Consider the following 26171-nt stretch of genomic DNA (forward strand, 5'->3'; position numbering starts at 1 on the left):
GGATCGTGGACCGCAGTCGGGCAGTCCTGGTGACCGGCGACATCGACCGCGAGTGGACGGTGGCGACCGCGGACCTGCACGCCCACGCCCGGGACCCGTTCGACGTGCCCTACGTGACGACCCGGGCCCGCGAGGTGCACCACGTGCAGGGCGTGCCGCTGCACGCGGTGCTGTCGCGGGTGGCGCTGCGCGTCGAGCGCGGCCACAAGATGGACCGGCTGAACTTCGTGGTGTGCGCGACCTCGGCGGACGGCTACCGGGCCGTGCTGTCGTGGGCGGAGTTCGACCCGGAGTTCGGTGCGTGCGCGGCCCTGCTGGCGACCCGCTACAACGGCCGGCTGCTCGCCCTGCCGACGCTCGTGGTGCCGGGCGACGGCCGGGCGAGCCGGTTCGTGCGGGACGTGCGCCGGCTGTGCGTGTCCCGGATCGCCGGCTGAACGCGGCTCAGGCCACCGACAGCGCGGCCGAGCCGGTCGGACCCGGCCCTCACCTCGAAGACGTCCACCGGGCCGGCGGCCCCTGGCCGCGCAACTCCAGCCCGGCGGCGTGGTGAACAGCCGGAACGTCGCCGAGCCCGCGCGCTTGTCCTGGCCCGTCGCGGTCAGCGTCGCCGGCAGGTCGACCGCCGTGGGCGTCCCCGGAGATCAGGCCGGTGGCGGGGTTCAGGGTGAGCCCGGCGGGCAGGGCGGTGGAGGTCCACGTGTACGGCGCGGTCCCGCCCGCCGCAGTCGGCTGGACGCTCATCGCCGTGCCGATCCGGCCGGCGCGCCCAGTCGGCGTCGTGGCCGTTGCCCGCCGAGAAGATGGACTCGCCGGGCGCGAACAGGTCGACGCACCCCGCCGTGGTCCGAGAAGGAGCAGCGCCGGTCGTCGTCGCCCACCGAGCCCACGGTCAGCGCCTCCGCCACCCGCGCCGGCGGGTGCGCGCAGGCGTCGCCGCCCAGGCCCAGGTTGGCCACCGCCGCGCCGGCCCGTGACGGTGTCGACCACGTACGCGGTGACGTTCGCGGCGGTGGTGGCATAGCAGTCGACCCGGTCCAGCGGCAGGGCTCGCCGGCCGATCCGGTCCAGCCCCCACGACTCCGGGTCGGGCCGCTCCCCCTCCCGCACCCGGCGTTCTGCTGCACGTAGGCGACCGCCACCCAGGCCCCAGCCCTCATCGCCCACCTCCGCGTGTCGGAAAGCCGCACGCTGGAGCGCGTCGGCGCGGCCCGGACCCGGTCCACCCCGTTGACCCGGCTGCGCGACCGCCGTCGTACCCGGCCCGCCGCGGTTCAGCCGTTCACGGTCAGCGCCGGGAAGTCGAACCCGTCCCACGCCGCCCGCTCGGCCTCGCGGGGCGCGAACGCCAGCGTCGCCGGGGTGTTCCAGATCTTCGTGGCGCGGCCGAACCGGTACTGCGGCCAGCCCGGGTGGCCGAACCTGGCGAACAGCGTCCACGACCGGGTCATCCGGCCGGCCAGCCGGCGGACCGGGCCGGGGTCCGCGCGGTACGCCTCGGCTCCGCCGGGGATGCCGGTGAAGCTCAGCGTGCCGAACACGAACGGCAGCTCGGCGGTGTGCACCGCGCCCAGGCCGCCGGCCGGGGCCCAGTCGAACTGGTAGGCGTAGGTGCGCGCCCACCTGCTCTGCTCCTGCGCCAACCGGGTCGCGGGGACCCGCATGGCCTGGTCGGTCAACATCGCCAAGGTGATGTCCGCCTCGCTCTGGCCGGGCCGTTCCCGCCGGTAGGTCCGGATCACCTCGTCCCGCCGCGCGGCGAGTTCCCGGGGGAACAGCGGGTCGTAGTCCCGCTGCGACATCTCCAGCACGTTCGGGTCGAACTGGGCGAAGAACCGGATCTCGTCGCGGTTCGAGCCGACCAAGAGGTCGATCCCCCGGGCGTGACCGGCCCGGACCCGGTCGATCAGCGGGGCCTTGACCAGGTCCCCGTCGATCGACGGCCCGAAGTACACCGCGCCGCGCACCGGGTCCGGCCCGGCGAGCCGCTCCTGGAAAGCCAGCAGTTCCACGGGTTCCATGGCCTTCAACGCGTCCACGGTCGTGCCTTCCAGGCGCGCGTCGAGCGCCCGCTGGTACTCCGGCGTGTGGATCATGTACCCGTTGCCGCTCTGCAGCACCACCCGGCGGAACAGCCGCTGCGGGTTGTCGGTGGCCAGCAGTGCGCTCAACGAGAACGCGCCCTCCGACTCCCCCACGGCCGTGACGTTGGCCGGATCGCCGCCGAAGTCCGCGATGTGCGACCGGATCCACTCGAACGCGGCGATCTGGTCGCGCAGCCCGTTGTTGGCCGAACCCCGGTACGCCGGGTCCAGCCCGCCCAGTTCCGCCCAGCCCAGCAGGCCGAGCCGGTAGTTGAGCGTCACCACGACCGCCTCGCCCGTCTCGGCCAGTTTCGCGCCGTCGTAACGGGGTTCGTTGCCGCTGCCGAACCGGGCCGCGCCGCCGTGCACGAACACGACCACGGGCCGGTCGCGGGCCGCGCGCGGTGCCCACACGTTGAGGCGCAGGCAGTCCTCGTCGGTGTAGACGTCGCGGTCGTCCGGGTACTCCACGGACTGGTCGTCCCGGAACTGCGGGCACACCTTGGAGTTGTCCGTCGCCTGGAACGCGCCCCGCCACGGCCCGGTCGGGCGCGGCGGGCGGAACCGGAGGTCGCCGGTCGGCGGTTCGGCGTACGGGACGCCTCGGTAGACGCACAGGCCGTCCGCGACACGTCCGGCCACCGCGCCGAGCGAAGTCGTTGTGGTGCAGGGCTTCCTGCTCTCCGGTGCGGCGCTCACCGCGACCGGTGTCGCGAGCAGCACCACCGCCGTGAGGATTGCCAGTGATCTCATGTCGCAGATCCTGGCCGCACCGGGTGCCCGAGCGGATCGCCGACGAGGGGGAATCGCGTCTCACCCGCGCGGGTGCCTCACCCCCGCCCGGCCACGACCAGGCCCGACTCGTAGGCGAACACCACGGCCTGCGCCCGGTCCCGCAGCCCGAGCTTGCCCAGCAGGTTGCTCACGTGCGTCTTCACCGTGTGCTCGCTGACCGTCAACTCCTCGGCTATCTCCACATTGGACAGTCCACGGGCCAGCTGCCGCAACGTCTCCCGCTCCCGGTCGGTCAGCCCCGACAGCTTCGCCGCCAGCGCGGGCACGGCGTGGCCGCGCCGGGACAGGTCGCGGATCAGCCGCCGGGTCACGCTCGGCGCGAGCAGCGCGTCACCCGCCGCGACCAGCCGTACCGCGTGCACCAGCTCGTCGCGCCGGATGTCCTTGAGCAGGAACCCGCTCGCCCCCGCCGCCAGCGCCGCGTAGACGTACTCGTCGAGGTCGAACATGGTCAGCACGACCACCTTCGCCGCGCTCCGGGCGCAGATCCGCGCGGTCGCGGCCACCCCGTCGAGGTTCGGCATCCGGACGTCCATCAGCACCACGTCGGGCGCGAGTCCGGCCGCCAGCCGGACCGCCTCCGCGCCGTCGGCCGCCTCGCCGACCACGGTGATGTCCGGCTGCGCGTCCAGGATCAGCGCGAAACCGGCCCGGAACAGGTCCTGGTCGTCCACCACGAGAACGCGCAGCACCGGTCAGCCGATCGGCAGCGTCGCGCGCACGGCGAACCCGACACCGCCGGGTCCCGGACCGGTGCGCAGCGTGCCGCCGCACGCGGCCACCCGCTCCCGCATCCCCACCAGCCCGAAACCGGGCACCCCGGCCGGGCCCCGGCCGTCGTCCACCACGTCCACGCTCACCACCCGCTCCCGCCAGTGCAACCGGACCCGGACCGTGCGCGCGGCGGCGTGCCGCAGCACGTTCGTCAGCGACTCCTGCACGACCCGGTACAGCGTCGCGTCGACCTCGGCCGGCACCGGCCGGGGCTCGCCGGCCACCTCCAGCACCGCGCCGGTCACGGTCGAGGTCAGCTCGGCCAGGTCCGCCACCCCGGGCGAGCGCAACGCCGTCAGCGCCTCGCGCAACCGCGCCACCGCGCCGCGTCCGGTGTCCGCGATGGCGTCGAACACGGCCACCGCGCGTTCCGGTGCGCCGCGCACCACCAGGGGCCCGGCTTCGGCCTGCACCACCATCATGCCGACCGAGTGCGTGATGATGTCGTGCATGTCGCGGGCGATCCGGGTCCGCTCGCGGGCCTCGGCGGCCCGCCGTTCCTCCGCCACCGCGACCGCCTGCGCCCGCCGCGCGCGGGTGCTGGCCCCCAGCGCGTACGCGGCGACGTAGGCCATCGCCAGGTAGCGGTAGGTGGCCAGGTCCTCGCCCGGCACGACCAGCGACACCGTCACGCCCACCGCGGTCAGCGCCACGGCCGCCGCGCGCACGGCGGCCCGCCGGTCGGTCGCGATCACGTAGACGGCCAGCAGCGGCCCCAGCGGCAGAACCGGCGCGGTGTAGAGGGCCGCCAACGCCGTGGTGGCCAGGCCGACGACCCCGCCGACCCGCAGCGGGTGCCGCCGGACCCACAGCACCGGCACCGAAGCCGTTGCGGCCAGGGCGATCTCGGGCCACGGCCCCGACATCGCGGGTGGTCCCACCGTGGCGACGACGACGGACACCGCTGCGGCCACGTCGAGCGGTCGGATGCGCATGGCCACCAGTATCCGGCGCGCGGCCCGCCGGGACCTCACTCCTCGGGACGACGCGCGCTTCGCTCGTGAGGACCAGACGGTTTTTCGGCGCACGGCCGCCTAGGATGATCGGAGTTGGCTCTCCTGGGGAGGTGGGACCGTGTCACCAGTCCTGCGCGAAGCGGTGCCCGACGACGTGCCGCGGATCGCCGCGTTGATGCGGCAGTCGGTCGAGGAACTGTTCCCGCACTTCCACGACCGGCGCGAGACCGCGGCGGCGGCCCGGTACCTGACCGTGCCCGACACCGTGCTCATCGAGGACCGCACCTACTTCGTGCACGAGGTGGCGGGCGAGATCGTGGCGTGCGGCGGGTGGAGCAAGCGGGACAAGCTCTACACCGGGTCCGGGGCGGCACCGACCGACGACCGGGAGCTGGACCCGGCGACCGAGCCCGCGCGGGTGCGCGCGATGTTCGTGCGGGGCGACTGGACGCGGCGCGGGCTGGGGCGGGCGATCCTGGCGCGGTGCGCGGAAGCCGCCCGTGCCGAGGGGTTCGGGTCGCTGGTGCTGATGGCCACGCTGCCCGGCGTGCCGCTGTACCGGTCGTTCGGGTTCCGCGAAGTCGGCCGCGTCGACGTCCCGCTGCCCGACGGGGTCGTCCTCGACGGCGTGTCGATGGACTACCCGCTCGCCTGACCGAGCGTGTCGGCCAAGTCTCACCGGGTGTTTCACACACCGGGAAGTCCGACCGACGCCGGATACACTACGCCCGTAGACCAAAACGCCGCACCCGGAGGAGCAGGATGCCCAAGGTCATCGACCACGACGAACGTCGCGAGCACATCGTCGACGTCACGTGGGGCCTGATCGTCCGGGGTGGACTGGAAGCCGCCACCATGCGGGAGATCGCCACCGCCGCCGGGTTCGCCAACGGCGCGCTCAAGCGGTACTTCGCCACCAAGGACGCGTTGGTGGAGGCCACGTTCGACCGCGCGCTGTCCATGATGAACAAGCACATCGCCGGCTCGCTCACCGACAGCTCGGGCGTGGAGGCGTTGCGCGCCATGTGCTACGGCTCGATGCCGCTGGACGCCAAGCGGGTCACGGCGGGCCGGGTGCTGATGGCGTTCTGGGAGATGTCGTTGTCCAACAAGCACCTCCACGCCCGCTACCAGGAGCACCTGAAGGTGTGGCGGGGATTCCTGCACGAGCACGTCCGGCGCGGCCGGGTGGACGGTGACATCCGCACCCCGGTCCCGGACGACCAGCTGGTGGACGAGATCGTGCTGCTGACCGCCGGGGCCAACGTGATGAGCCTGGTGGGGCCGCGCTTCTCGACCCGCAAGCTCCAGCGGCAGCACCTGGACACGTTCTTCGCCCGGCTCGCCGCCGCCTGACCGCGCGGCGGGACGGGGACATCGCGTCGGGACGAGGTGGAACGGCGGGAGCGGGCCGGGTCGGGGGCCGACCCGCTCCCACCGGGCTCAGAACACGCCGGTCAGGAACTCGACCACGTCGGCGTGCGACACCGGGGAGACTGGCAGATCCGTGTACAGGCCGTAGAAGCCGTGGATCTGGCCGTCGTACTGCTTGTAGGTCGTCGGCACGCCGGCGCGCGCCAACCGGTCCGCGTACTGCTCGCCTTCCGAGCGCAGCACGTCGTACTGCGCGGTCAGCACCAGCGCGGGCGGCAGACCGGTGAGGTCCTTGGCCCGCGAGGGCAGCAGGTACGGGTCGTCCAGGTCGTGCGGCGAGGACGGGTACTGCCGGAAGAAGAACCGCATCGAGTCGGCGGTCATGCCGAACCCCTCGGCGCACTCCGCGTAGGAGTCCAGACCGTCGTCGGCGGGGTGCGCGGTGACCGGGCAGACCAGCACCTGCGCGGCGATCCGGGGGCCGCCCCGGTCCCGGCTGAACATGGCCACCACGGTGGCCAGGTTGCCGCCCGCGCTCTCGCCGCCCACCGCGATCCGGGAGGCGTCGACGCCGTGCCGGTGACCGTTGCGCGCCAACCACGTCAGCACCGCGTAGCAGTCCTCCGGCGCGGCCGGGTACGGGTTCTCCGGGGCCAGCCGGTACTCCACCGAGGCGACCGCGACCCCCGCGTCGCGGCACACCCGCCGGTTGACCAGTTCGTTCTCCTCGATGCCGCCCAACGTCCAGCCGCCGCCGTGCATCCACACGAACAGCGGCACCGGCCCCGCGACCTCGGGCAGGTACAGCCGCACCCGCAGGTCGCCCGCCGGGCCCGGCACGGCGAGGTCGGCGACCGACCGCACCTGCGGCAGGTCGGCGGGCACCACGAGCATCGAGTCGAACGCGGCGCGGATCTCCGCCGGGGTCGACGGGAGCGCGTCGGCCGGCGGCGCGGGGGTCGCCGCGAGCAGCTCGGCGACGGCCGGGTCGAGGGGCATGGGACCGCTTCTCCTTGTCCGGTGAGGGGTCACCAGGACCCGTCGGCGTTGACCGCGCGGTCGGTCCACAGTGGATCGAGTTCGGCGCGCAGCTCCGCGCCGTGGTCGGCGACCAGGCGCAGCGCGCCGAGGTTGTCCTCGAACTGGGCGAGCCGGCTGACGCCGAACAGGACGTTGGCGACCGCCGGGTTGGTCAGGCAGAACGCGACGGCGACCTGGGCTGCGGTGGCGTCGTAGCGCCGGGCCACCTCGGCGACGCGGTCGGCCGCCTCGCGGATGGCGTCGCGGATGCCGCCGGGGTCCGCGCCGATCTTGCGCTCGGGGAACTTGCGGCCGGCGAGGATGCCGCCCTCGAACACGTCGGACGCCTGGAGCACCAGCCGGCCGGAGGTGAAGTGGTCGGCGTAGTAGGGACCTTCGGCCATGGACCGGCGGGCGATGCTGTACTTGAGCTGCGCGAAGGAAGGCGGCGTGAGGCCCTCCTTGTCGGCGAACGCCAGCGCGGCCTCCAGGTCGGCGGCGACCCAGTTGTTGACGCCCCAGGTGTCGAACCGGCCGGCCTGGATCTGCTCCTCGACGTCGGTGACGATCGACGGGATGTCCGGCGGGGACATGTAGTCGCCGACGACGACGCTGTCCGCCTTGGCCACGCCGATGCGCTCCAGCGAGGTGGTCATCTGCTGGGCGAAGCTGGTCGTGGGGTACTCCCACAGCCACAGCTTGCCGCACAGGTGGTAGTCCTCGCGGGCGATGCCGGCGGCGCGCACGGCCTCGCCGAAGATGATGTCCGTGCGGGCCTGCTCGGCGTGCGGGCCCATGTTGTAGTGGGCGACGTCGAACAGGGACACACCGGCGTCCACGGCGTGCCGCAGGAGCGCCACGGCGTCGTCGAACTCCATCCGGTCCCAGGTGTTCCACGAACCGAGGCCGAACAGCGGCACCTGCGGGCCGCCGGGACCCAACTGCCGGACCGGAACGCGGGGCGCCTCGCCCATGGACACTCCTCAACTGGCGACGAAAATTTGGGTTAGTCTACACCCATAGACGAAAAAACGGCAGAGCGGCGCGGACCGTCGACGAGCCCCTGGCGAGACCGCCTCTCCCCCGAGGACGCGGACCCCGCAGCGTGACCGTAGCGCGCGGGCTGCGACGTTCGACGTAACGATCCCCGCCGTCGGGGCGACTCCGGGACCGTAAACGTGAGGGGGCGTCCACCCGCTCGCTGCGCACTGTTGCACGCGTTGACTCTCGTGGGCGTCGTGGCGGCGACCCGCGACCTGACCACCGCGTTCGGCCCGCTCACCCTGCCTGCCACCGGAGTGCTCGGCGTCGCCCTGCCCGGTCCCGGGCAACCCGGTTCCGCCGGGCACCGCGCCGGCCGGGGTCTATATGGTCCCGGACGACACTGCTCACCCACTGTGCCCCGAGGGAGACGTCCGGTGATCGGCCAGCCCGACGAGCAGGACCTGGAGCGGTGGCTGACCGCCGACCTGGCCGCGTTGCGCGACGACCTCGACCGGGTCGTCCCGCCGACCGGCCCGCCCGACCCGGCGGCCTCGGACGCCGAGCTGATCGAGGCGGTGCGCGGCGGCGCGATCAGCGCCTACGGCCGGCTGTTCGAGCGGCACGTGGACGCGGCCCGCAACCTGGCCCGCGCGCTGTCCCGGTCCACCGCCGAGGCCGACGACCTGGTCTCGGACGCGTTCGCGAAGGTGCTCGACGTGCTGCGCGCCGGGCGCGGGCCGGACTCGGCGTTCCGCGCCTACCTGTTCACCGCGCTGCGGCACACCGCCTACGACCGCACCCGGCGGGAGAAGCCGCTGCGGCTGGCCGACGACGTGGCGGCGGTGGCCGGTGTCGAACGGGCCACCACGGTGCCCTTCCACGACCCGGCGCTGGCCACCCTGGAGCGGTTCCTGGCGTCGCGGGCGTTCGCGAGCCTGCCGGAGCGGTGGCAGACCGTGCTGTGGCAGATCGAGATCGAGGGCCAGTCCCCCGCCCAGGTCGCGCCGCTGCTCGGGTTGAGCAGCAACGGCGTCTCGGCGCTGGCGCACCGGGCCCGCGAGGGCCTGAAGAAGGCGTACTTGCAGGCGCACCTGGCGCACAACCCGTCCGGCCGCTGCCGGGCGACGGTGACCAGGCTGGGCGCGTGGACCCGGCGCGGCCTGACCGTGCGGGAGAACGCGCAGGTGCAGGCGCACCTGGACGGGTGCGTGGAGTGCCGGGGGCTGGCCGCCGAACTCGCCGACGTGAACGGCACGCTGCGCGCGGTCGTCGCGCCGCTCGTGCTGGGCGCGGGGGCGGGCGGCTACCTGGCCGGCACCGCCGGGGCGGCGAAGGCGGGGCCGGTGGCCGCGACGGTGTCGCACTGGGTCGCGGCGGGCGCGGCCACCACGGCGGCGGCGACCGCCCTGGTGTGGAGCCTGGGCGCGGCGCCGCAGGTCGCGCCGAACGCCGAGGCGGGCCGCCCGCCCGCCACGACGACCCTCACGACGGCCGCGACCACGTCGTCGAACCTCTTACCCACCGCGGAATCCCCCGCCCCGACCACCTCCGCACCGACCTCCGGCACGGTGCCGTCGACGGGGTCGCCCGCCGGGTCCGCCGCCGTGCCCACGACCGTCGCGTCGAGGCCGCCGGAGCTGGTGCCGTCCGCGCCCGCCGGATTCTCGCTGGGCACCGGAGGGCCGCCGACCGACCTGCCGATCACCGTCCGCAACGCGGGCACGACGCCCGTGGCCGCCCCCGCGCTCGTGCTCAGCCTGCCCGACGGCGTGCAGGTGGTCGGGCCGGGCAACGGCCTGCGGCGCGGGCCGCTGCTGGGGCTCGACGGCGCGCAGCCGCGAATCGGCTGCCCGGCGGGCAAGGGCACGGTGACCTGCTCGGCCGATCGCGCGCTGGGCGGCGGCGAATCGGCGGTGTTCGTGCTGCGCCTGTTGGCCGGCCCGAAGGCGACCGGCGGGTCCATCACCGGCACGGTCGGCGCGGGACCGGTGTCCGCCCCGGTCGGGATCCCGGTGGAGATCCGCCCGAAGAAGTAGCCCGGCGTCCGATTCCGGACGACGTTCTCGAATCGGACGCGGCCCGCCCGTCTCGATTGGACGTATTGCGGAAGGCGTCGACCGATACCGCAGGTCGGCGTCCGGGAATGCGTTTTCCAATCACGTGAAAGATTTTCGACATAGTTCCGCATCGCATTGACCGCACACCGCCCGGTGTGCGCCAAGCGGCCGAGCCGGCACTATCGGAAACGAAACAGGGCAGGTTGTCCGACCGTTCGACCCTATGCCGTAACAATCGACTGCGTTCCGGACTACGCCTGTCGCAGTAGCGTCGCCGACGTTCTGTTAATTGACGACTTCAGACCCTTGACGGGTGTTCCACGCGTCCCCGATGATCGAACGGCTTGCCCGGATTGCGGTCAGCGATTCTGCGCGACCGCACTGCGAAATCACCGACATCTTCAGGGGAGGTTTTCGTGCGCGCTCTCGCCCTGTTCGTCGCGGCGCTGCTCGGGACCTTCCTGGTGGCCGGCGTCGAGGACGTCGGACCGGCCGGTCCGTGCCAAACGGCCGGGCAGCACATGTTCGTCGAGGTGCTCGACCTCACGCACACCCATCCCGACCTGGGTTTCGCGGACGAGGCCACACCAGGCGCACCCGCCGTCGCGCTCCAGCGGAATCACGTCCGCTCGGCCGTCGCCGTCCCCGTGGCGCCGACCGCCGCCCGCGTCGAGACCCGGGTCGCCCGCGGGCCGCCGAACGGGCGCTGAATCCCCAGCCGCACCGCCGTCGAAACAGCGACCGCGGTGTCCCTGTCGCGCCCAAAAAAGGACAAATCCGATGCCCGGCCAATCCCCTGGAATCAGACAGACCGGTCGACCGTCCGCCCCGGCGACCCGCCGGCCACCGAAATCCGACCTGAAGTCCGGTTTCCTGGTCGCCCTCATCGCACTCCCGCTTTGCCTGGGCATCGCGGTGGCCAGCGGGTTCCCGCCGATCGCGGGCGTCCTGACGGCCATCATCGGCGGCATCCTGGGCGGGCTGCTCGGCGGCGCGCCGCTGACCATCAAAGGCCCGGCGGCCGGCCTGATCGTGATCGCCGTCGGCAGCGTGCACGACCTCGGCCAGGGCGACCTGGTCGCCGGCTACCGCCGGGCGCTGGCGGTCGGCGTGGTCGCCGCGCTGGTGCAGATCGTGTTCGGCCTCGTCCGCGCCGCCGGCGTCGGCATCGCCATGTCGCCCTCGGTGGTGCACGGCATGCTCGCCGCGATCGGCGTGATCATCATCGCCAAGCAGGCGCACGTGGCGCTGGGGGTGAAGCCGACCGCCGAATCGCCCTTCGGGCTGCTCGCCGAGATCCCGCACAGCCTGGTGCACGCCAACCCGTTCATCCTGCTGGTCGGCGCGCTGTCGCTGCTGCTGCTGTTCGGCCTGCCGCTGGTGCGCGCCCGGTGGAGCAAGGTCGTGCCCGCGCCGCTGATCGTGCTGGCCGTGGCGATCCCGCTGGGCCTGTGGCTGCACCTGGACCGCCCGCACGACTACACGTTCCTCGGCGCGGACCACCACCTCGGGCCGGAGTACCTGGTGCGGCTGCCCGGCTCGCTGCTCGACGCGATCACCTTCCCGGACTTCTCCCAGGTGTTCAGCGGCACGTCCATCCAGTACATCGTGATGTTCTCGCTGATCGGCACCATCGAGTCGACGCTGACCGTGCTCGCGGTGGACGCGATGGACCCGGCCAAGCGCACCTCCAACGTCAACCGCGACCTGCTCGCGGTCGGCACCGGCAACCTCGCCTCGGCGCTGATCGGCGGCCTGCCGATGATCTCCGAGATCGTGCGCAGCAAGGCCAACCTCGATTCCGGCGCGCGGACCCGCTGGTCCAACGTCTGCCACGGCGCGATCCTGCTGCTGTTCGTGGCGCTGATCCCCGGCGTGGTGCAGACGATCCCGCTCGCCGCGCTGGCCGCGATGCTGGTCTACACCGGGTTCCGGCTGGCCTCCCCCAAGGAGTTCCGGCACGTGGCGAAGATCGGCTGGGACCAGCTCGCGCTGTTCCTCACCACGCTGGTCGTCACGCTGGCCACCGACCTGCTGATCGGCGTCGCCTCGGGCCTGGTGCTCAAGCTGGTGCTGCACCTGGCGCGCGGCGTGCGCCCGGCGGCGTTCGTGCCCCGGCCGCAGGCGACCGCCGTCGGCTCGGTGCTGCGGATCCGGCTGCGGGACGCGGCGATCTTCCCCGCGCTGCTGCCGGTGCGCAAGCTGATCAACCAGGCCGGTCCGGAGATCACCGAGGTCATCGTGGACGTCCGGGACGTGGCCCTGGTCGACCACACGTTCCTGGCCCGGCTGGACGAACTGGCCCGCGAACTCCCGTCGGCCACGCTCACCGTCGAGGGTCTGGACGAACTCACCGCTTCCTCCGACGACCCGCACGCGACCCGCCGGCGGTCGCGATGACCATCGCCGACCTCGTGGCGCACGCCGCCGAGCTGCTGCCCGAGCAGGGGCCGTTGCAGGCGTTCGTGCACCACAACACCCTGCACGCGTTCGAGCACCTGCCCTTCCCGGACGCGGTGACCCGCGCGGCCGACGTGTTCGGCACCGAGCCCTACCTGAGCGAAGCCGCGTTCCACGGCTTCCTGGCCTCCGGCCGGATCACCCCCGACGACCTGGACGCGGTGGTGGCGGCCGAGGTCGTGGACGACGGGGTGCCGGTGGTGCCCGGCGGGCCGACCCTGCGCCGGTTCCACGAGACCCGGCTGCGCCACCACGTCGAGGTGCCGCGCGGCCCGGCGCTGCACTGGCTGCTCGCCGAGACCGACGCGGTGGACGCCGTGGACCCGCGCTGGGACCTGCTGCGGGCGGCGGCGCCCGAACCCGCCGCCGCGCCGGACCTGCCGCGCCCGCGCGACCGGGTCCTCGCCGCGACCGGTGTCGACCCGGACCACCTGGTGCACCCGCTGCTGATCCGGCTCACCGCCGCGTTCCTCGACCAGGGCGTGGCCTACTGGTCGATGCCCGACCGCGACCGGGGGCTGCTGGCCGCCTTCCGCGCCCTCTACGGCCGGGCGGGCGGGCCGCCGGACCCGTTCCTGCGCGGGCTGCCCGCGTGCCTGCGCGACCAGGCCGACTGGCCGACCGAGCCCACGATCGCCTGGGCGCTGGACGAACTCGGCGTGTCCGAAGAGGACCGCGGCGCGGTGGTCACCGCCACCCTGCTGTCGTTGCGGGGCTGGGCGGGCATGGTGCGCCAGTTCGAGTTGAGACCCGACCGCGCGCCGGTCGCGGCGCGCCCCGCCGCACTGGCCGACTACCTGGCCGTGCAGCTCACCCTCGACGTGTTCGCCACCCGGCACGTCCTGGCCACCGCGCCCCCGGCGGACGACGTCGTGCCCCGCCCGGAACTGGAACTGGTCTACGAGGCGTTCACGCTGGCCCGGCTGATGGGCGTGCCGCTGGCCGACCACGACCAGGCCGCGACGTGGCTCGGCGTGGTGGACGGCTGTGACCAGGTGGAGCGCCGCAGGCTGCTGCACCTGGCCTACGAGCGGCGGCACCGGGTCGGCGTGCTGGACGGCCTGACCGCCCACCAGCGGCTGGCCGTGCCCGGCGGGACGCCCGCGTTCCAGGCGGTGTTCTGCCTCGACGAGCGCGAGGAGTCGGTGCGCCGGCACCTGGAGGAGTGCTGCCCCTCGGTGGAGACCTTCGGCTTCGCCGGGTTCTTCGGCGTGGCCATGAACTACCGGGGCGTGGACGACGTGCGCCCGCGCCCGCTGTGCCCGGTGGTGATCACGCCCCGGCACGCGGTGGTCGAGCAGCCGATCAACCCCGGCCGCGAACCCCGCCGGCTCAAGGCCCGGTGGACCCGATCGGTGTCGGTCGGCAGCCGGACCCTGGCCCGGGGCGGGTTGGCCAGCGTGGCGCTCGGCGCGGCCGGGCTCGCGTCGCTGGTCGGGCGCTGCCTGTTCCCGCGCGCCGCGCACCGCTGGTCGCACCGCCACGCGCCGGCCGTGCCGACCCGGCTGGTGATGGAGTTCTCCCCCGCCGAGATGGCCGACATCGTGTCGGCGGTGTTGCGCACCACCGGGTTGAGCCGCGGGCTCGCGCCGGTCGTGCTGATCGTCGGGCACGGGTCGTCCAGCCTGAACAACCCGCACGAGTCCGCGCACGACTGCGGCGCGACCGGCGGCGGGCGGGGCGGCCCGAACGCGCGGGCGTTCGCCGCCATGGCCAACGACCCGACCGTCCGGAGTGGACTGGCCGAGCGCGGGATCGTGATCCCCGAGGGCACCTGGTTCGTCGGCGGCTACCACAACACGTGCGACGACACGATGACCTACTACGACGAGGACCTGGTGCCCGCCGGGCACGTGGAACCGTTGCGTGCGGCCAAGGACGCGCTCGCCCGCGCGTGCGTGCTGGCCGCGCACGAGCGGTGCCGGCGGTTCGAGTCCGCGCCGCCGGACCTGGCGCTGGAAGACGCGCTGGCGCACGCCGAGACCCACGCGGTGGACCTCGGCCAGCCCCGGCCGGAGTACGGGCACGCCACCAACGCGGTGTGCGTGGTCGGCCGGCGCGCCCTGACCCGGGGCCTGTTCCTCGACCGGCGGGCGTTCCTGGCCTCCTACGAGCCGGCCGCCGACACCGACGGCGCGCTGCTGGCGTCGCTGCTCGCGGCGGTCGGCCCGGTGTGCGCGGGCATCAACCTGGAGTACTACTTCAGCTTCGTGGACCCGGCCGGGTACGGCTGCGGGACCAAGCTGCCGCACAACATCACCGGGCTGATCGGCGTGATGGACGGGCACGCGTCCGACCTGCGCACCGGGTTGCCGTGGCAGATGGTCGAGATCCACGAGCCGGTGCGGCTGCTGCTGGTCGTGGAGGCGGGCCCGGAGCGGCTGTCCGCGATCGTGGCGGCGAACCCGGTGCTGGAGCGGCTGGTGTCCGGCGGCTGGATCCAGCTCGCCGCGTGGGTGCCGGAGCAGGACGCGGTGTTCGTGTTCCAGGACGGGGCGTTCCAGCCGCACGTGCGGGAGCGCACCGCGTTCCCGGTGGTGGCACGGTCGGTCGAGGTCTACGCGGGCTCGCGCGACCACCTCGGGTGCGCGCACGTGCTGGCCGAGGCCGACGTGCCGGTGCCGGTCCCGTGAACGGCGTCCTGATCGGAGCGGCGGTCGTGCCGTTCGGCGCGTTCCTGCTGCTGGGCCTGGCGGCCTGGCTCGACCTGCCGCTGGGCGAGCGGGCCGTGTCGGCGGTGGCCGTGCTGTCGGCGGCGGTGTCGGCCGGGCTGCTGGCCGTGGTGGCCACGGCGGGGCCGGTCGAGGTGCCGCTGGGCACCTGGTTCGACGGCTTCCCGCTGGTGCTGGTGGCCGACGGGCTGTCGCTGCCGGTGGGCGTGCTGTCCGGGCTGCTGGGCGCGCTGATCGGCGCGTTCTCCCGGCGGTACCTGCACCGCGACCCCGGCTACCGGCGGTTCCACGTGCTGTTGGCGCTGTTCGTGGCGGGCGTGCAGCTGGTGGTGCTGGCGGGCACGCTGGACCTGCTGGTGGTCGGCTGGGAGCTGACGGGGCTGGCCTCCGCGCTGCTCATCGCGTTCTTCCACCAGCGTCGGGGGCCGGTCGCGCACGGGCTGCGCGCGTTCGTCACCTACCGGCTGTGCGACGTGGGCCTGGTCGGCGCCGCCGTGGTCGTGCACCACGACGGTCCGCCGCTCGCGGTCGGGTTGCTGCTGCTGTGGGGCTCGATGGGCAAGGCGGCGCAGTTCCCGCTGGGCGGCTGGCTGCCGCGCGCGATGGAGGGGCCGACGCCGTCCAGCGCGATCTGCTACGGCGCGATCTCGGTGAGCCTGGGCCCGTACCTGTTGCTGCGCACCGCTCCCGAGTGGTCGCAGGCCCCGGCGATGCCGGTGCTGATCGCGGTCGTCGGCGGGCTGACGGCGGTGCACGCCACGCTGGTGGGCCGGGCGCAGACCGACATCAAGACGACGCTGGCGTTCGCGTCCACCACCCAGGTCGGGCTGGTGTTCGTGGAGATCGGGCTCGGCTGGGACCTGCTCGCGCTGGTCCACCTGCTCGGGCACGCGGCGCTGCGCAGCGCGCAGATCCTGCGCTCCCCCAGCCTCCTGCACGACCACCACCACCTGGAGCAGGCGCTGGGCGAGCCGGTCGGGGGCGGTGGCGGGTTCTGGGACCGGCTGACGCCCCGGCCGGTCCGGCTGTGGCTCTACCGGTTCGCGCTGGAGCGCGGGTACCTGGACGCGGTCGTGGTGGAACGGGCGACGGGCGGTTTCGTCCGGCTGGTGCGGCGGTTCGCGGCGGCCGACGAGCGCCTGGTGCGCCGGCTGGCGGTGGCCCGGTGATCGTCTCGGCGGCGGTCGTCGCCGGGTGGCTGGTCGTGGCCGTGCTGGTCGGTCGCGAAGCCGACCCGCGCACCGCGCGGCGCAAGGCCGTCATCGGGGCCACGGCGGTGTTCCTGCTGTCGCTGGCGGCGTTCCCGGGTGGTCTGGTGTGCACCGCGTTCAGCCTGGCCGGGGTGCTCGTGGCGGCCTTGAGCCCGGTCGCCACGCACCCGCCGCGCGTGCTGGCGCGTGCCCTGGTGCTGGTCGGTCTGGCCTGCGCGTTCACCGTCGCGGACGCGGCGGCGGTGCACGCGGTGCTGTGGGCGGCGACGGCCGCCGTGGCGTGGTCGACGGCCCGGGAGGGCCGGTTGTTCGCGGTGTACCACGTGCCCAGCGTGCTGCTGGTGGCGTCGGGGCTGCTGGTCCCGTCGCCGGCCGGCGAGGTGCTGGTGCTGCTCGGGGTCGCGGTGCGGGCGGCGGCGGTGCCGGTGCACAGCTGGTTCCCGTGGTTCGTGGCGCGCGCGCCGATGGGCGTGGTGGCGGCGTTCCTGCTGCCGCTCGGGCTGGTCGTGCCGGAGGTCCCGGCGGCGGCCGTGGTGGGCGGGGCGGCGGCGCTGCTGGGCGCGCTGTTCGCGGTGGTCCAGGCGGACGCGACCCGCGCGCTGGCGTTCCTGCTGGTCAGCATCAACGGTGTGGTGCTGGTGGACGGCGCGCAGCCGGCCGCCGTGGTGGCCGCGACCGGCTTGGCGATGACGGTGGCGGCGCTGACCGCCCGGCGGGGCGCGCTGTCGCTGGGCACCCCGGCGGGCGACCTGGCCCGGACGCCGCGGCTCGCCGTGGCGTACCTGGGGTTCGGGCTGGTGCTCGCGGGTTTCCCGCTGCTGCCGGGTTTCGCGAACGTCCACCGGCTGCTCGACCACCCCGCGCCGTTCGTCGTGGCGGCGCTGGTGGTGGCGGTCGCGGTCAACGGGATCACCGTGCTGCGCGGGTACCTCGGCCTGTTCGCGGGCCACAGCAGGGAAACCGGCGAGCGGGACCTGACGCCGTTGGAGCACTACGCGGTGGCGATCACGTTGTCGCTGCTGGCCCTGGGAGGTCTGGTGCCCGGCCTGACCGGGTGGTGACCCGGGTGGGTCCGCCGCCCGACCGCGGCGGGCCTACCCTCGGCCCGATGGGGCTCATGTTCACGCGCGCGGACCGACCGGCGTTGGCGTACACCGATTCCGGTGGCCCGGGGACACCCGTGCTCGCGCTGCACGGCACGTTCGGCCGCGGCGCGGTGTTCGCCCGGCTCGCCGCCGACCTGGCGGGCCGGGCCCGGGTCGTCGCGCCCGACCAGCGCGGCCACGGCCGCAGCGGGCGGGCCGCAGGGTACACCCGCGACGACTTCGTCGGGGACGCCGCCGACCTGCTCGACCACCTCGGGCTCGGGCCGGTGGTGGTGCTGGGGCACTCGTCGGGCGGGATCACCGCCTACCAGCTCGCGGCGCGCCGGCCGGACCTGGTGTCCGCGCTGGTGGTGGAGGACGTCGGGCCGGTGATGCGGCGGCCCGAGGTCGCGCACCCGGTGCTGGACGTGCGGGGTTGGCCGGCGGCCGCGCCGACCCGCGAGGAGTTGGCCCGCGCGATCGGGGCGCGCGTGCCGGACAGCGCGTACTTCATGGCGAGCGCGGTCGGCGACGGCACCGGCTGGCGGCTGCTGTTCGACTGGGACGACATGGCGGCGGTGCAGCAGGGCTGCGTCGGCGACTGGTGGCCGGACTGGCTCGGGTCGACGTGCCCGGCGCTGGTGCTGCACGGCGGCCGGAGCCCGCTGCTGCCCGGGTGGCTGGCGCGGGAAATGGTCGACCGCCGTCCCGGCACCGCGCTGGTGGAGTTCCCCGAGGCGGGCCATTGGCTCCACGACGACGACCCGGCCGGTTTCGCGCGCGCGGTCGCCCATTTCCTGACGGAACAGGCAATTCCGACAGATTGACCCGGAATTCCACCTCCGTTCGGCCGCCATCCTTTTGTGACCGCCATCCGGACCACGACTTCCGGCGGGCCCGGATCAGCGCCGCGAATCCACCGACGACGTCGCGAACAATGTTCGGCGAAGTCCGGCGCGGGACGTGCGCCTACATTCCGGAGACCTCGGAGAACGGCACGGCGCCGCCGAGCAGCGAACCGGCGGCCGCGGCCCGCGCGAGCAGCCGGCGGCGGCTCCCCGGCTCCGGGTCGACGACCCCCAGCGACGCACCCACCAGCACCAGCACCGAACCCCGGCGGCGGGCGGCTCCGCGCGAACCCGCCACGCGCGGACGGCGGGCACCGCGATCCGCGCCACGTCGGTGACCGGCACCAGCCCCTTCGCGGTGAGCCGCAGGGGGTCGAACGGCGTGCTGCCGCGACCTTCCAGCAGCAGCACGGCGATCCTGTTCTCGGACCGGCCCCACACGGCGGCCCGGACGTGCAGAAGTGCTTCGGCGCTCATGGCAGACCTTTCTCCACGGTCTCGCGCCGCCTGTCGATTGTAAGGGTCGACCATCGCGGCCTCTGCCGCGCATCGGGTGAACCGAGGCGGTCAATTCCGACGAACCGCGCCGCCGGAATAGTGCCGCCGGACGGCCGGGCGGAAATGACGAGAATGAGTGTGATCTATATCACATACACCTGTGATCACCCCATCACCGAGAGTTATATGGCGGCAACTCGCGCCAATCGCAGATCACATCGGGGGAAGGAAGTTTCCCATGTGCGCGGCATTCCAACGCGCTGAAAAAACGGTCCCCGGCCGGGTCCGGGCCGCCGACCTGCTGCTGGCCGCGGGGCGGTTCCTGACCGAGGCCGAGGTCGCCGACGACCTCCGCGCCGCCTTCCACCGGGGCGGCCGGGAGGCCGACGCGTTCTACCGCGACCGGTGGAGCCACGACAAGGTCGTCCCGTCCACGCACGGCGTGAACTGCACCGGGTCGTGCCGGTGGAACGTCTTCGTCAAGGACGGCATCATCACCTGGGAGACCCAGGACGTCGACTACCCCTCGACCGGCCCGGACCGCCCGGAGTACGAGCCGCGCGGCTGCCCGCGCGGCGCCTCGTTCTCCTGGTACACCTACTCGCCGCTGCGCGTGCGCTACCCCTACGCGCGCGGCGTGCTGGTCGAGATGTACCGCGAGGCGCGCCGGGCGCACGACGACCCGGTGGCCGCCTGGGCGTCCGTTGTGGACGACCCGCTCAAACGCCGGGTCTACCACCGCGCCCGGGGCAAGGGCGGGCTGGTCCGGGTCACCTGGGACGAGGCGGTCGAGATGGTCGCCGCCGCGCACGTGCACACCATCGCGCGGCACGGCCCCGACCGGATCGCCGGGTTCTCGCCCATCCCGGCGATGTCGATGGTCTCGCACGCCGTCGGCTCCCGGTTCATGGCGCTGATCGGCGCGCCCATGCTGTCGTTCTACGACTGGTACGCCGACCTGCCGCCCGCCTCGCCGCAGGTGTTCGGCGACCAGACCGACGTGCCCGAGTCCGCGGACTGGTGGGACGCCGCGTACCTGGTGCTGTGGGGCTCCAACGTCCCGGTGACCCGCACGCCGGACGCGCACTTCATGGCCGAGGCCCGGTACCGGGGTCAGAAGGTCGTGGTGTGCTCGCCGGACTACTCCGACGCGACCAAGTTCGCCGACGAGTGGCTGGCACCGCACCCCGGCACGGACGCCGCGCTCGCCATCGCCATGGGCCACGTCGTGCTGCGCGAGTTCTTCGTGGACCGGCCGACCCCGTTCTTCACCGACTACGTGCGGCAGTTCACCGACCTGCCGTTCCTGGTCACCCTGGAGGAGCGAGACGGCGTGCCGGTCGCCGGCAAGTTCCTCACCGCCGCCGACCTCGGCGACACCGGGCCCGGCGCCGAGTGGAAGACCGTCCTGCTCGACGAGCGGACCGGCGAACCCGTGGTGCCCAACGGTTCGCTGGGCTTCCGCCGCGACGGCGAGCCCGGCCGCTGGAACCTCGACCTCGACGGGGTGGTGCCCGCGCTGACCGCCCTCGGCGGACCGGCGGTCGAGGTGGCGCTGCCCCGGTTCGACGAACCGGACGGCCGGGCCGGCATGGTCGTGCGCGGCGTGCCGACCCGGGTGGTCGCGGGCCGGACCGTCACCACCGTGTTCGACCTCCTGCTGGCGCAGTACGGGGTGCGCCGCGACGGACTGCCCGGCGAGTGGCCGCGCGGCTACGACGACCCGGACTCCCCCGGCACGCCCGCCTGGGCGCGGCGGCTGACCGGCGTGCCCGCCGAGCGGACCGCGCGCATCGCCCGGGAGTTCGCCGACACCGCCGTCCGCTCCGGCGGGCGCTGCATGATCGTGATGGGCGCGGGCACCAACCACTGGTTCCACTCCGACCTGGTCTACCGCTCGTTCCTGACCCTGCTGCTGGTCACCGGGTGCCAGGGCCGCAACGGCGGCGGCTGGGCGCACTACGTCGGCCAGGAGAAGGTGCGGCCGCTGACCGGCTGGGCCACCCTCGCGGGCGCGCTGGACTGGCACCGCCCGCCGCGCCAGATGATCGGCACCGCCTACTGGTACACCCACACCGACCAGTGGCGCTACGACCGGCTCACCGCCGACGCGCTGACCTGGCCGGGCGCGGCGGGCGGGCTCGCCGGGCAGACCGCGTCGGACTGCCTGGCCCGGTCCGCGCGGCTGGGCTGGATGCCGTCCTACCCGACGTTCGACCGCAACCCGCTGGACCTGGTGGCCGAGGCCGACGCGGCGGGCGTCGACCCGGTCGCGCACGTGCTGGGCCGGGTGCGCTCGGGCGAGGTCGGGTTCGCCTGCGAGGACCCGGACGCGCCGGCGAACTGGCCGCGCGTGCTGACCGTGTGGCGGGCGAACCTGCTGGGCTCGTCGGCCAAGGGCAACGAGTACTTCCTGCGGCACCTGCTCGGCACCGGCGCCGAGGTCCGGGCCGCGCGGGCGCCCGCCGACCAGCGGCCGAAGTCCGTGCGGTGGCGGGACGAGGAACCCGAGGGGAAGCTGGACCTGTTGCTGGCGCTGGACTTCCGGATGACCAGCACCACCCTGTTCGCGGACGTGACGCTGCCCGCCGCCACCTGGTACGAGAAGCACGACCTGTCCAGCACGGACATGCACCCGTTCGTCCACTCGTTCAACGCCGCCGTCGACCCGCCGTGGCAGGCGCGCACCGACTTCGACGCCTTCCACGCCATCGCGGAGAAGGTCTCCGAGCTGGCCCGCACGCACCTGGGCGTGCGGCGCGACCTGGTCGCCACCGCGCTCCAGCACGACACGCCCGGCGAGACCGCGCAGCCCGGCGGGGTGGTGCGGGACTGGCGCGCCGGCGAGACCGAGCCGGTGCCCGGCCGGACGTTCCCGGTGCTCACCGTCGTGGAACGGGACTACACCGCGATCGCCGCGAAGCTCGCCGCGCTCGGGCCGGTGCTGGACAAGCAGGGCGTGACCACCAAGGGCTGGACCGTGGAGGTCGGGCCGGAACTGGCGTGGCTGGCCGAGTCCAACGGCGTCGCCGCGCGCGGCCCGGCGGCCGGGCGACCGCTGCTGGACACCGACCGCAAGGCCGCCGACGCGGTGCTGGCGCTGTCCGGCACGACCAACGGCCGCATCGCCGACGAGGGCTTCCGCGCGCTGGAGGAGCGGGTCGGCAAGCCGCTGCGGCAGATGGTCGCCGGGCACCGGGGGCACCGGGTCACCTTCGCCGACACCCGGTCCCGCCCGGCCCCCGTCGTGACCAGCCCGGAGTGGTCCGGCGACGAGTCCGGCGGCCGGCGCTACGCCCCGTTCACCATCAACGTCGAGCGGCTCAAGCCGTGGCACACGCTCACCGGCCGCCAGCACTTCTTCCTCGACCACGACTGGGTGGCCGAGATCGGCGAGCAGCTGCCGGTGTACCGACCGCCGCTGGACCTGCACCGGCTGTTCGGCGAACCCCGGCTGGGACCCGACGGCCCGGAGGTGACCGTCCGCTACCTCACCCCGCACTCGAAGTGGTCCATCCACTCCGAGTACCAGGACAACCCGATCATGCAGACGCTGTCCCGGGGCGGGCCGGCGTTCTGGATCAGCCCGGCCGACGCGGCGGCGATCGGCGTGTCGGACAACGACTGGGTGGAGGCGGTCAACCGCAACGGCGTCGTGGTGGCCCGGGCGATCGTGTCGCACCGGATGCCCACCGGCACGGTGTTCATGTACCACGCGCAGGAGCGCACGGTGAACGTGCCCAAGAGCGAGACCACCGGCAAGCGCGGCGGCATCCACAACTCGCTGACCCGCCTGCAGATCAAGCCCACCCACCTGATCGGCGGCTACGGGCAGCTCAGCTTCGCGCTCAACTACTACGGCCCCACCGGCAACCAGCGCGACGAGGTCACCGTGCTGCGCCGGCGGAGCCAGGAGGTGACCTACTGATGCGCGTGATGGCGCAACTGGCCATGGTCATGAACCTGGACAAGTGCATCGGGTGCCACACGTGCTCGGTCACCTGCAAGCAGACCTGGACCAACCGGGGCGGCGTCGAGTACGCCTGGTTCAACAACGTCGAGACCAAACCCGGCCAGGGCTACCCGCGCCGGTACGAGGACCAGGACCGCTGGCACGGCGGGTGGCGGCTGCGCAGGGGCCGGCTGGAACTCGCCTCCGGCGGCCGGGTGCGCCGGCTGCTGTCGCTGTTCGCGAACCCGGACCTGCCCGCGCTGGAGGACTACTACCAGCCGTGGACCTACGACTACCGCAACCTGACCGACGCGCCGCTGGGCGACGACACCCCGACCGCCCGGCCGCTGTCGGCGGTCACCGGCGCGCCGACCGACGTGCGCTGGGGCCCCAACTGGGAGGACAGCCTGGGCGGCGCGCCCGAGCACGCGCCCGCCGACCCGGTGGTGGAGAAGCTCGGACGGGAGATCAAGTTCGAGTTCGAGCAGTCGTTCATGTTCTACCTGCCCCGGATCTGCGAGCACTGCCTCAACCCGTCCTGCGTGGCGTCCTGCCCGTCCGGCGCGATGTACAAGCGGTCCGAGGACGGGATCGTGCTGGTCGACCAGGACCGCTGCCGGGGCTGGCGGATGTGCGTGACCGGCTGCCCGTACAAGAAGGTCTACTTCAACCACAAGACCGGCAAGGCCGAGAAGTGCACGTTCTGCTACCCCCGGCTGGAGATCGGCCTGCCGACGGTGTGCGCGGAGACGTGCGTCGGGCGGCTGCGGTACATCGGCGTCCTGCTCTACGACGCCGACCGCGTGGGCGAGGCCGCGAGCGAGCCCGACGAGCAGCGGCTCTACCAGGCGCAGCTCGGGGTGTTCCTGGACCCGCACGACCCGTCGGTCGCGGCGGCGGCCGAACGCGCGGGCATCCCGCACGACTGGATCACCGCCGCGCGCCGCTCCCCGGTGTACTCGCTGATCGTCGAGCACCGGATCGCGCTGCCGCTGCACCCGGAGTACCGGACCATGCCGATGGTCTGGTACGTCCCGCCGCTCTCGCCCGTGGTGGACGCCGTGGCGTCGACCGGCTTCGACGGCGAGGACGCGGACAACCTCTTCGGCGCGATCGACGCCCTGCGCATCCCGCTGGACTACCTGGCCGGGCTGTTCACGGCGGGCGACCAGGAGCCGGTGCGGCTGGCGTTGCGCAGGCTCGCGGCCATGCGGTCCCACATGCGCTCGGTCAACCTCGGCGAGCCGGCCGACCCGCGCGGACCGGCCGCGGTGGGGATGACCGCCGAGACGACCGAGTCGCTCTACCGGCTGCTGGCGATCGCGAAGTACGACGACCGGTACGTGATCCCGACCTCCGGGGTCGGGCAGGCGCACGACCTCGAAGGCATCGCGACCGCGTGCAGCCTCGACGGCGTCCCCGGGCTCGACGACGGGAAGACGCCCGCCGCCGGCCGCACGGACCTGTTCGTCTGGCGCGACGGCGAACGTCCCGCCGGGATGTTCCCGACCCTGGACGGGCCGTCGTGAACCGCCGCCGGGTGCTGCACCAGCTGGCGTCGCACTGCCTGCACTACCCCGACGAGGTGCGCCACCTGCTGCCGCTGCTGCGCCGCTGCCTGGACGAGGTGCCCGCGCCGGGCGTGGCCGGGCTGCTCGACCACCTGGAGCGGGTGCCGCCGGTCGAGGCCGCGCGGCACTACGTCGAGGTGTTCGACACCAAGGCCGACCGGTGCCTGCACCTGACCTGGTACACCGACGGCGACACCCGCCGCCGGGGCGGTTCGCTGGCCTCGGTCAAGCACGAGTACCGCCGGCACGGCTTCCTGCTCGCCGAGGGCGAACTCCCCGACTACCTGCCGGTCCTGCTGGAGTTCGCGGCCCGCACCGGCACGCCCGGGCGGCGGCTGCTGGCCGGGTTCCGGCCCGCCGTCGCGCTGCTGCACCGCAACCTCGTGCCGCTGGGCACGCCGTACGCGCCGGTCGTGGCGGCGGTGCTGGACACCCTGCCCGCGCGCGACGACGCCCGGCCGGTCGCCGGCGACGAGGGCGTGGAGCAGGTCGGCCGGGAACCGGTCCTGCTCGGCTACCCGACCGCGGGGAGGCCCCGGTGACCCTCGACCTGCTGCTCTGGGTGGTCGCGCCCTACCTGACGATCCTGCTGCTGGTCGGCGGCACGGTGTGGCGCTACCGGCACGACCGGTTCGGCTGGACCACCCGCAGCTCCCAGCTGCACGAGTCGCGGCTGCTGCGGGTCGGCGGCCCGCTGTTCCACTTCGGACTGCTGTTCGTGGTCGGCGGGCACGTCGCCGGGCTGCTCGTGCCCGCCGCGCTGACCCGGTGGCTGGGGGTGTCCGACGAGGCGTACCACTTCGGGTCGCTCACCCTGGGCGGGCTGACCGGCGCGGCCACCGCGGCGGGGCTGGCGGTGCTGCTCTACCGGCGGTGGCGGGTGCCCGCCGTGCGGCAGGCGACCAGCCGCGACGACCTGCTGATGTACCCGGTGCTGGTGGGGGCGCTGCTGCTGGGCATGGCGGCGACCGTGCTCACCAACGGTCTGGGCGGCGGCTACGACTACCGGGCCACCATCTCGCCGTGGTTCCGGGGAATCCTGCTGCTGCAACCGGATCCGGCGCTGATGCGGGACGTGCCGCTGGTCTACCGGCTGCACGTGCTGTTCGGGATGGCGCTGTTCGCGCTGTGGCCGTTCAGCCGCCTGGTGCACGCGTTCAGCGCGCCGGTGCGCTACCTCGTGCGGCCCTACCTGGTCTACCGCAGCCGGGACGACCGGCCCGCCGCGCGACCGGCCCCGCGTGGCTGGGAGGAGCGGTGAGGGCGGCCCTGCGCCCGGCGGTGAGCGTGCTGCTCGCGACCCTGCTCATCGGGGCGCTGGCCGTGGTGGCCGGTGTGCCGCTGGTGTTCCCGTCCCTGGGGCCGACCGCGTACCTGCTGTTCGCCACGCCGGCGCACCCGGCGGCCAGTCCCCGCAACACGCTGTCCGGGCACCTGGTGGGCGTGCTGTCCGGCGCGGTGGGGCTGACCGCGTTCGGGCTGTGGGAGGTCCCGGCGGACCTGGAGCACGTGACGTGGACCAGGGCCGGGGCGGCGGTGCTGGCGCTGACCCTGACGTGCGCCGGCATGGTGTGGTCGGGCCTGCCGCACCCGCCGGCCGGGGCCACCACGCTGATCGTCGCGCTCGGGGTGCTGCACACGCCCGCGCACCTGGCCGTCGTCATGGTCGGGGTCGTGCTGCTGACCGTGACGGGCTGGGTGCTCAACCGGCTGGCCGGCGTCCCGTACCCGGTGTGGCGCCCCGCCGACGTCGCGGGGGATATCCGTTTGCGGCGCGAGTCCACTTGATCGAGCATGTGCGACCGGAGCACGTGGGCGACAGTGGAGAGC

The 26171-nt window shown here is 73.8% G+C and carries 22 protein-coding genes; 15 read left to right on the top strand and 7 right to left on the bottom strand.

Annotated features, from left to right (window positions below; translation table 11 throughout):
• The first annotated feature begins 5 nt into the window (after window positions 1-5).
• Window positions 6-437: a molybdopterin-binding protein gene (locus AC0HI0_RS12425; protein ID WP_480932470.1), complete on the top strand. Its 432-nt coding sequence runs from the start codon at window positions 6-8 to the stop codon at window positions 435-437.
• Window positions 438-486: 49 nt separating this feature from the next.
• Here AC0HI0_RS12425 and AC0HI0_RS12430 read toward each other — a convergent pair whose 3' ends face one another.
• The 4 genes from AC0HI0_RS12430 to AC0HI0_RS12445 form a co-directional block, all read right to left on the bottom strand.
• Entirely contained in the window at window positions 487-744 is a 258-nt protein-coding gene (locus AC0HI0_RS12430) for an Ig domain-containing protein (protein WP_480932471.1), read from the bottom strand.
• A gap of 530 nt (window positions 745-1274) precedes the next feature.
• Window positions 1275-2837 (bottom strand): carboxylesterase/lipase family protein, encoded by a 1563-nt coding sequence (locus AC0HI0_RS12435; protein WP_480932472.1) that lies wholly within the window; start codon window positions 2835-2837, stop codon window positions 1275-1277.
• Window positions 2838-2914: 77 nt separating this feature from the next.
• Window positions 2915-3571 carry a response regulator gene (locus tag AC0HI0_RS12440; RefSeq protein WP_480932473.1) on the bottom strand — a complete coding sequence of 219 codons (657 nt, stop codon included), beginning with the start codon at window positions 3569-3571 and terminating at the stop codon, window positions 2915-2917.
• Window positions 3572-3574: 3 nt separating this feature from the next.
• Window positions 3575-4588: a sensor histidine kinase gene (locus AC0HI0_RS12445; protein WP_480932474.1), complete on the bottom strand. Its 1014-nt coding sequence runs from the start codon at window positions 4586-4588 to the stop codon at window positions 3575-3577.
• Between the two features lie 139 nt (window positions 4589-4727).
• Here AC0HI0_RS12445 and AC0HI0_RS12450 point away from each other — a divergent pair, with 139 nt between their 5' ends.
• On the top strand, window positions 4728-5264 hold the full coding sequence (locus AC0HI0_RS12450; protein ID WP_480932475.1) for a GNAT family N-acetyltransferase: 537 nt from the start codon (window positions 4728-4730) through the stop codon (window positions 5262-5264).
• 107 nt (window positions 5265-5371) lie between these two features.
• Window positions 5372-5965 carry a TetR/AcrR family transcriptional regulator gene (locus tag AC0HI0_RS12455; protein WP_480932476.1) on the top strand — a complete coding sequence of 198 codons (594 nt, stop codon included), beginning with the start codon at window positions 5372-5374 and terminating at the stop codon, window positions 5963-5965.
• 87 nt (window positions 5966-6052) lie between these two features.
• Here AC0HI0_RS12455 and AC0HI0_RS12460 read toward each other — a convergent pair whose 3' ends face one another.
• Complete coding sequence (locus AC0HI0_RS12460) at window positions 6053-6982, bottom strand: alpha/beta hydrolase (protein WP_480932477.1); 930 nt, start codon at window positions 6980-6982, stop codon at window positions 6053-6055.
• A 29-nt stretch (window positions 6983-7011) separates the two neighbouring features.
• On the bottom strand, window positions 7012-7977 hold the full coding sequence (locus AC0HI0_RS12465) for an aldo/keto reductase (RefSeq protein WP_480932478.1): 966 nt from the start codon (window positions 7975-7977) through the stop codon (window positions 7012-7014).
• 444 nt (window positions 7978-8421) lie between these two features.
• Here AC0HI0_RS12465 and AC0HI0_RS12470 point away from each other — a divergent pair, with 444 nt between their 5' ends.
• The 7 genes from AC0HI0_RS12470 to AC0HI0_RS12500 all read left to right on the top strand — a co-directional run bounded on the left by AC0HI0_RS12470 (window position 8422) and on the right by AC0HI0_RS12500 (window position 18299).
• On the top strand, window positions 8422-10023 hold the full coding sequence (locus tag AC0HI0_RS12470; protein ID WP_480932479.1) for a sigma-70 family RNA polymerase sigma factor: 1602 nt from the start codon (window positions 8422-8424) through the stop codon (window positions 10021-10023).
• A gap of 437 nt (window positions 10024-10460) precedes the next feature.
• Complete coding sequence (locus tag AC0HI0_RS12475; RefSeq protein ID WP_480932480.1) at window positions 10461-10754, top strand: hypothetical protein; 294 nt, start codon at window positions 10461-10463, stop codon at window positions 10752-10754.
• Between the two features lie 70 nt (window positions 10755-10824).
• Window positions 10825-12444, top strand: coding sequence for a SulP family inorganic anion transporter (locus tag AC0HI0_RS12480; RefSeq protein ID WP_480932481.1), 1620 nt, complete (start codon window positions 10825-10827; stop codon window positions 12442-12444).
• Window positions 12441-15137, top strand: coding sequence for a YbcC family protein (locus AC0HI0_RS12485; protein ID WP_480932482.1), 2697 nt, complete (start codon window positions 12441-12443; stop codon window positions 15135-15137). The genes AC0HI0_RS12480 and AC0HI0_RS12485 overlap by 4 nt, the downstream gene beginning before the upstream one ends.
• On the top strand, window positions 15134-16345 hold the full coding sequence (locus AC0HI0_RS12490) for a proton-conducting transporter transmembrane domain-containing protein (RefSeq protein WP_480932483.1): 1212 nt from the start codon (window positions 15134-15136) through the stop codon (window positions 16343-16345). Before AC0HI0_RS12485 ends, AC0HI0_RS12490 begins: the two co-directional genes overlap by 4 nt.
• Window positions 16342-17448: a hypothetical protein gene (locus tag AC0HI0_RS12495; RefSeq protein ID WP_480932484.1), complete on the top strand. Its 1107-nt coding sequence runs from the start codon at window positions 16342-16344 to the stop codon at window positions 17446-17448. Before AC0HI0_RS12490 ends, AC0HI0_RS12495 begins: the two co-directional genes overlap by 4 nt.
• A 47-nt stretch (window positions 17449-17495) precedes the next feature.
• The gene (locus AC0HI0_RS12500) at window positions 17496-18299 is read left to right on the top strand and encodes an alpha/beta fold hydrolase (protein WP_480932485.1); all 804 of its coding nucleotides are present in this window, start codon (window positions 17496-17498) and stop codon (window positions 18297-18299) included.
• A 142-nt stretch (window positions 18300-18441) separates the two neighbouring features.
• On the opposite strand, the gene AC0HI0_RS12505 is transcribed toward AC0HI0_RS12500, so the two are convergent.
• Window positions 18442-18618, bottom strand: coding sequence for a hypothetical protein (locus AC0HI0_RS12505; protein ID WP_480932486.1), 177 nt, complete (start codon window positions 18616-18618; stop codon window positions 18442-18444).
• 438 nt (window positions 18619-19056) lie between these two features.
• On the opposite strand from AC0HI0_RS12505, the gene AC0HI0_RS12510 reads away from it, so the two are divergent.
• The 5 genes from AC0HI0_RS12510 to AC0HI0_RS12530 are packed head-to-tail and all read left to right on the top strand — an operon-like array spanning window position 19057 to window position 26129.
• Window positions 19057-22746, top strand: a complete 3690-nt coding sequence (locus AC0HI0_RS12510) for a nitrate reductase subunit alpha (RefSeq protein ID WP_480932487.1) — start codon at window positions 19057-19059, stop codon at window positions 22744-22746.
• Window positions 22746-24299, top strand: coding sequence for a nitrate reductase subunit beta (gene narH / locus AC0HI0_RS12515; protein WP_480932488.1), 1554 nt, complete (start codon window positions 22746-22748; stop codon window positions 24297-24299). The genes AC0HI0_RS12510 and narH overlap by 1 nt, the downstream gene beginning before the upstream one ends.
• Window positions 24296-24883, top strand: a complete 588-nt coding sequence (gene narJ, locus AC0HI0_RS12520; protein WP_480932489.1) for a nitrate reductase molybdenum cofactor assembly chaperone — start codon at window positions 24296-24298, stop codon at window positions 24881-24883. The genes narH and narJ overlap by 4 nt, the downstream gene beginning before the upstream one ends.
• Window positions 24880-25602 carry a respiratory nitrate reductase subunit gamma gene (gene narI / locus AC0HI0_RS12525; protein ID WP_480932490.1) on the top strand — a complete coding sequence of 241 codons (723 nt, stop codon included), beginning with the start codon at window positions 24880-24882 and terminating at the stop codon, window positions 25600-25602. The genes narJ and narI overlap by 4 nt, the downstream gene beginning before the upstream one ends.
• Complete coding sequence (locus tag AC0HI0_RS12530; RefSeq protein ID WP_480932491.1) at window positions 25599-26129, top strand: HPP family protein; 531 nt, start codon at window positions 25599-25601, stop codon at window positions 26127-26129. The genes narI and AC0HI0_RS12530 overlap by 4 nt, the downstream gene beginning before the upstream one ends.
• Window positions 26130-26171: the final 42 nt, after the last annotated feature.

Source organism: Saccharothrix sp. NBAS 001 (assembly GCF_056640475.1).

Bases quoted from the DNA above. Each gene is read 5' to 3' on its own strand.
- AC0HI0_RS12485 (WP_480932482.1), top strand. From the start codon at position 12,441: ATGACCATCGCCGACCTCGTGGCGCACGCCGCCGAGCTGCTGCCCGAG.
- AC0HI0_RS12435 (WP_480932472.1), bottom strand. From the start codon at position 2,837: ATGAGATCACTGGCAATCCTCACGGCGGTGGTGCTGCTCGCGACACCG.
- AC0HI0_RS12500 (WP_480932485.1), top strand. From the start codon at position 17,496: ATGGGGCTCATGTTCACGCGCGCGGACCGACCGGCGTTGGCGTACACC.
- AC0HI0_RS12510 (WP_480932487.1), top strand. From the start codon at position 19,057: ATGTGCGCGGCATTCCAACGCGCTGAAAAAACGGTCCCCGGCCGGGTC.
- narH (WP_480932488.1), top strand. From the start codon at position 22,746: ATGCGCGTGATGGCGCAACTGGCCATGGTCATGAACCTGGACAAGTGC.
- AC0HI0_RS12445 (WP_480932474.1), bottom strand. From the start codon at position 4,588: ATGCGCATCCGACCGCTCGACGTGGCCGCAGCGGTGTCCGTCGTCGTC.
- AC0HI0_RS12460 (WP_480932477.1), bottom strand. From the start codon at position 6,982: ATGCCCCTCGACCCGGCCGTCGCCGAGCTGCTCGCGGCGACCCCCGCG.
- AC0HI0_RS12480 (WP_480932481.1), top strand. From the start codon at position 10,825: ATGCCCGGCCAATCCCCTGGAATCAGACAGACCGGTCGACCGTCCGCC.
- AC0HI0_RS12465 (WP_480932478.1), bottom strand. From the start codon at position 7,977: ATGGGCGAGGCGCCCCGCGTTCCGGTCCGGCAGTTGGGTCCCGGCGGC.
- AC0HI0_RS12430 (WP_480932471.1), bottom strand. From the start codon at position 744: ATGAGCGTCCAGCCGACTGCGGCGGGCGGGACCGCGCCGTACACGTGG.
- AC0HI0_RS12455 (WP_480932476.1), top strand. From the start codon at position 5,372: ATGCCCAAGGTCATCGACCACGACGAACGTCGCGAGCACATCGTCGAC.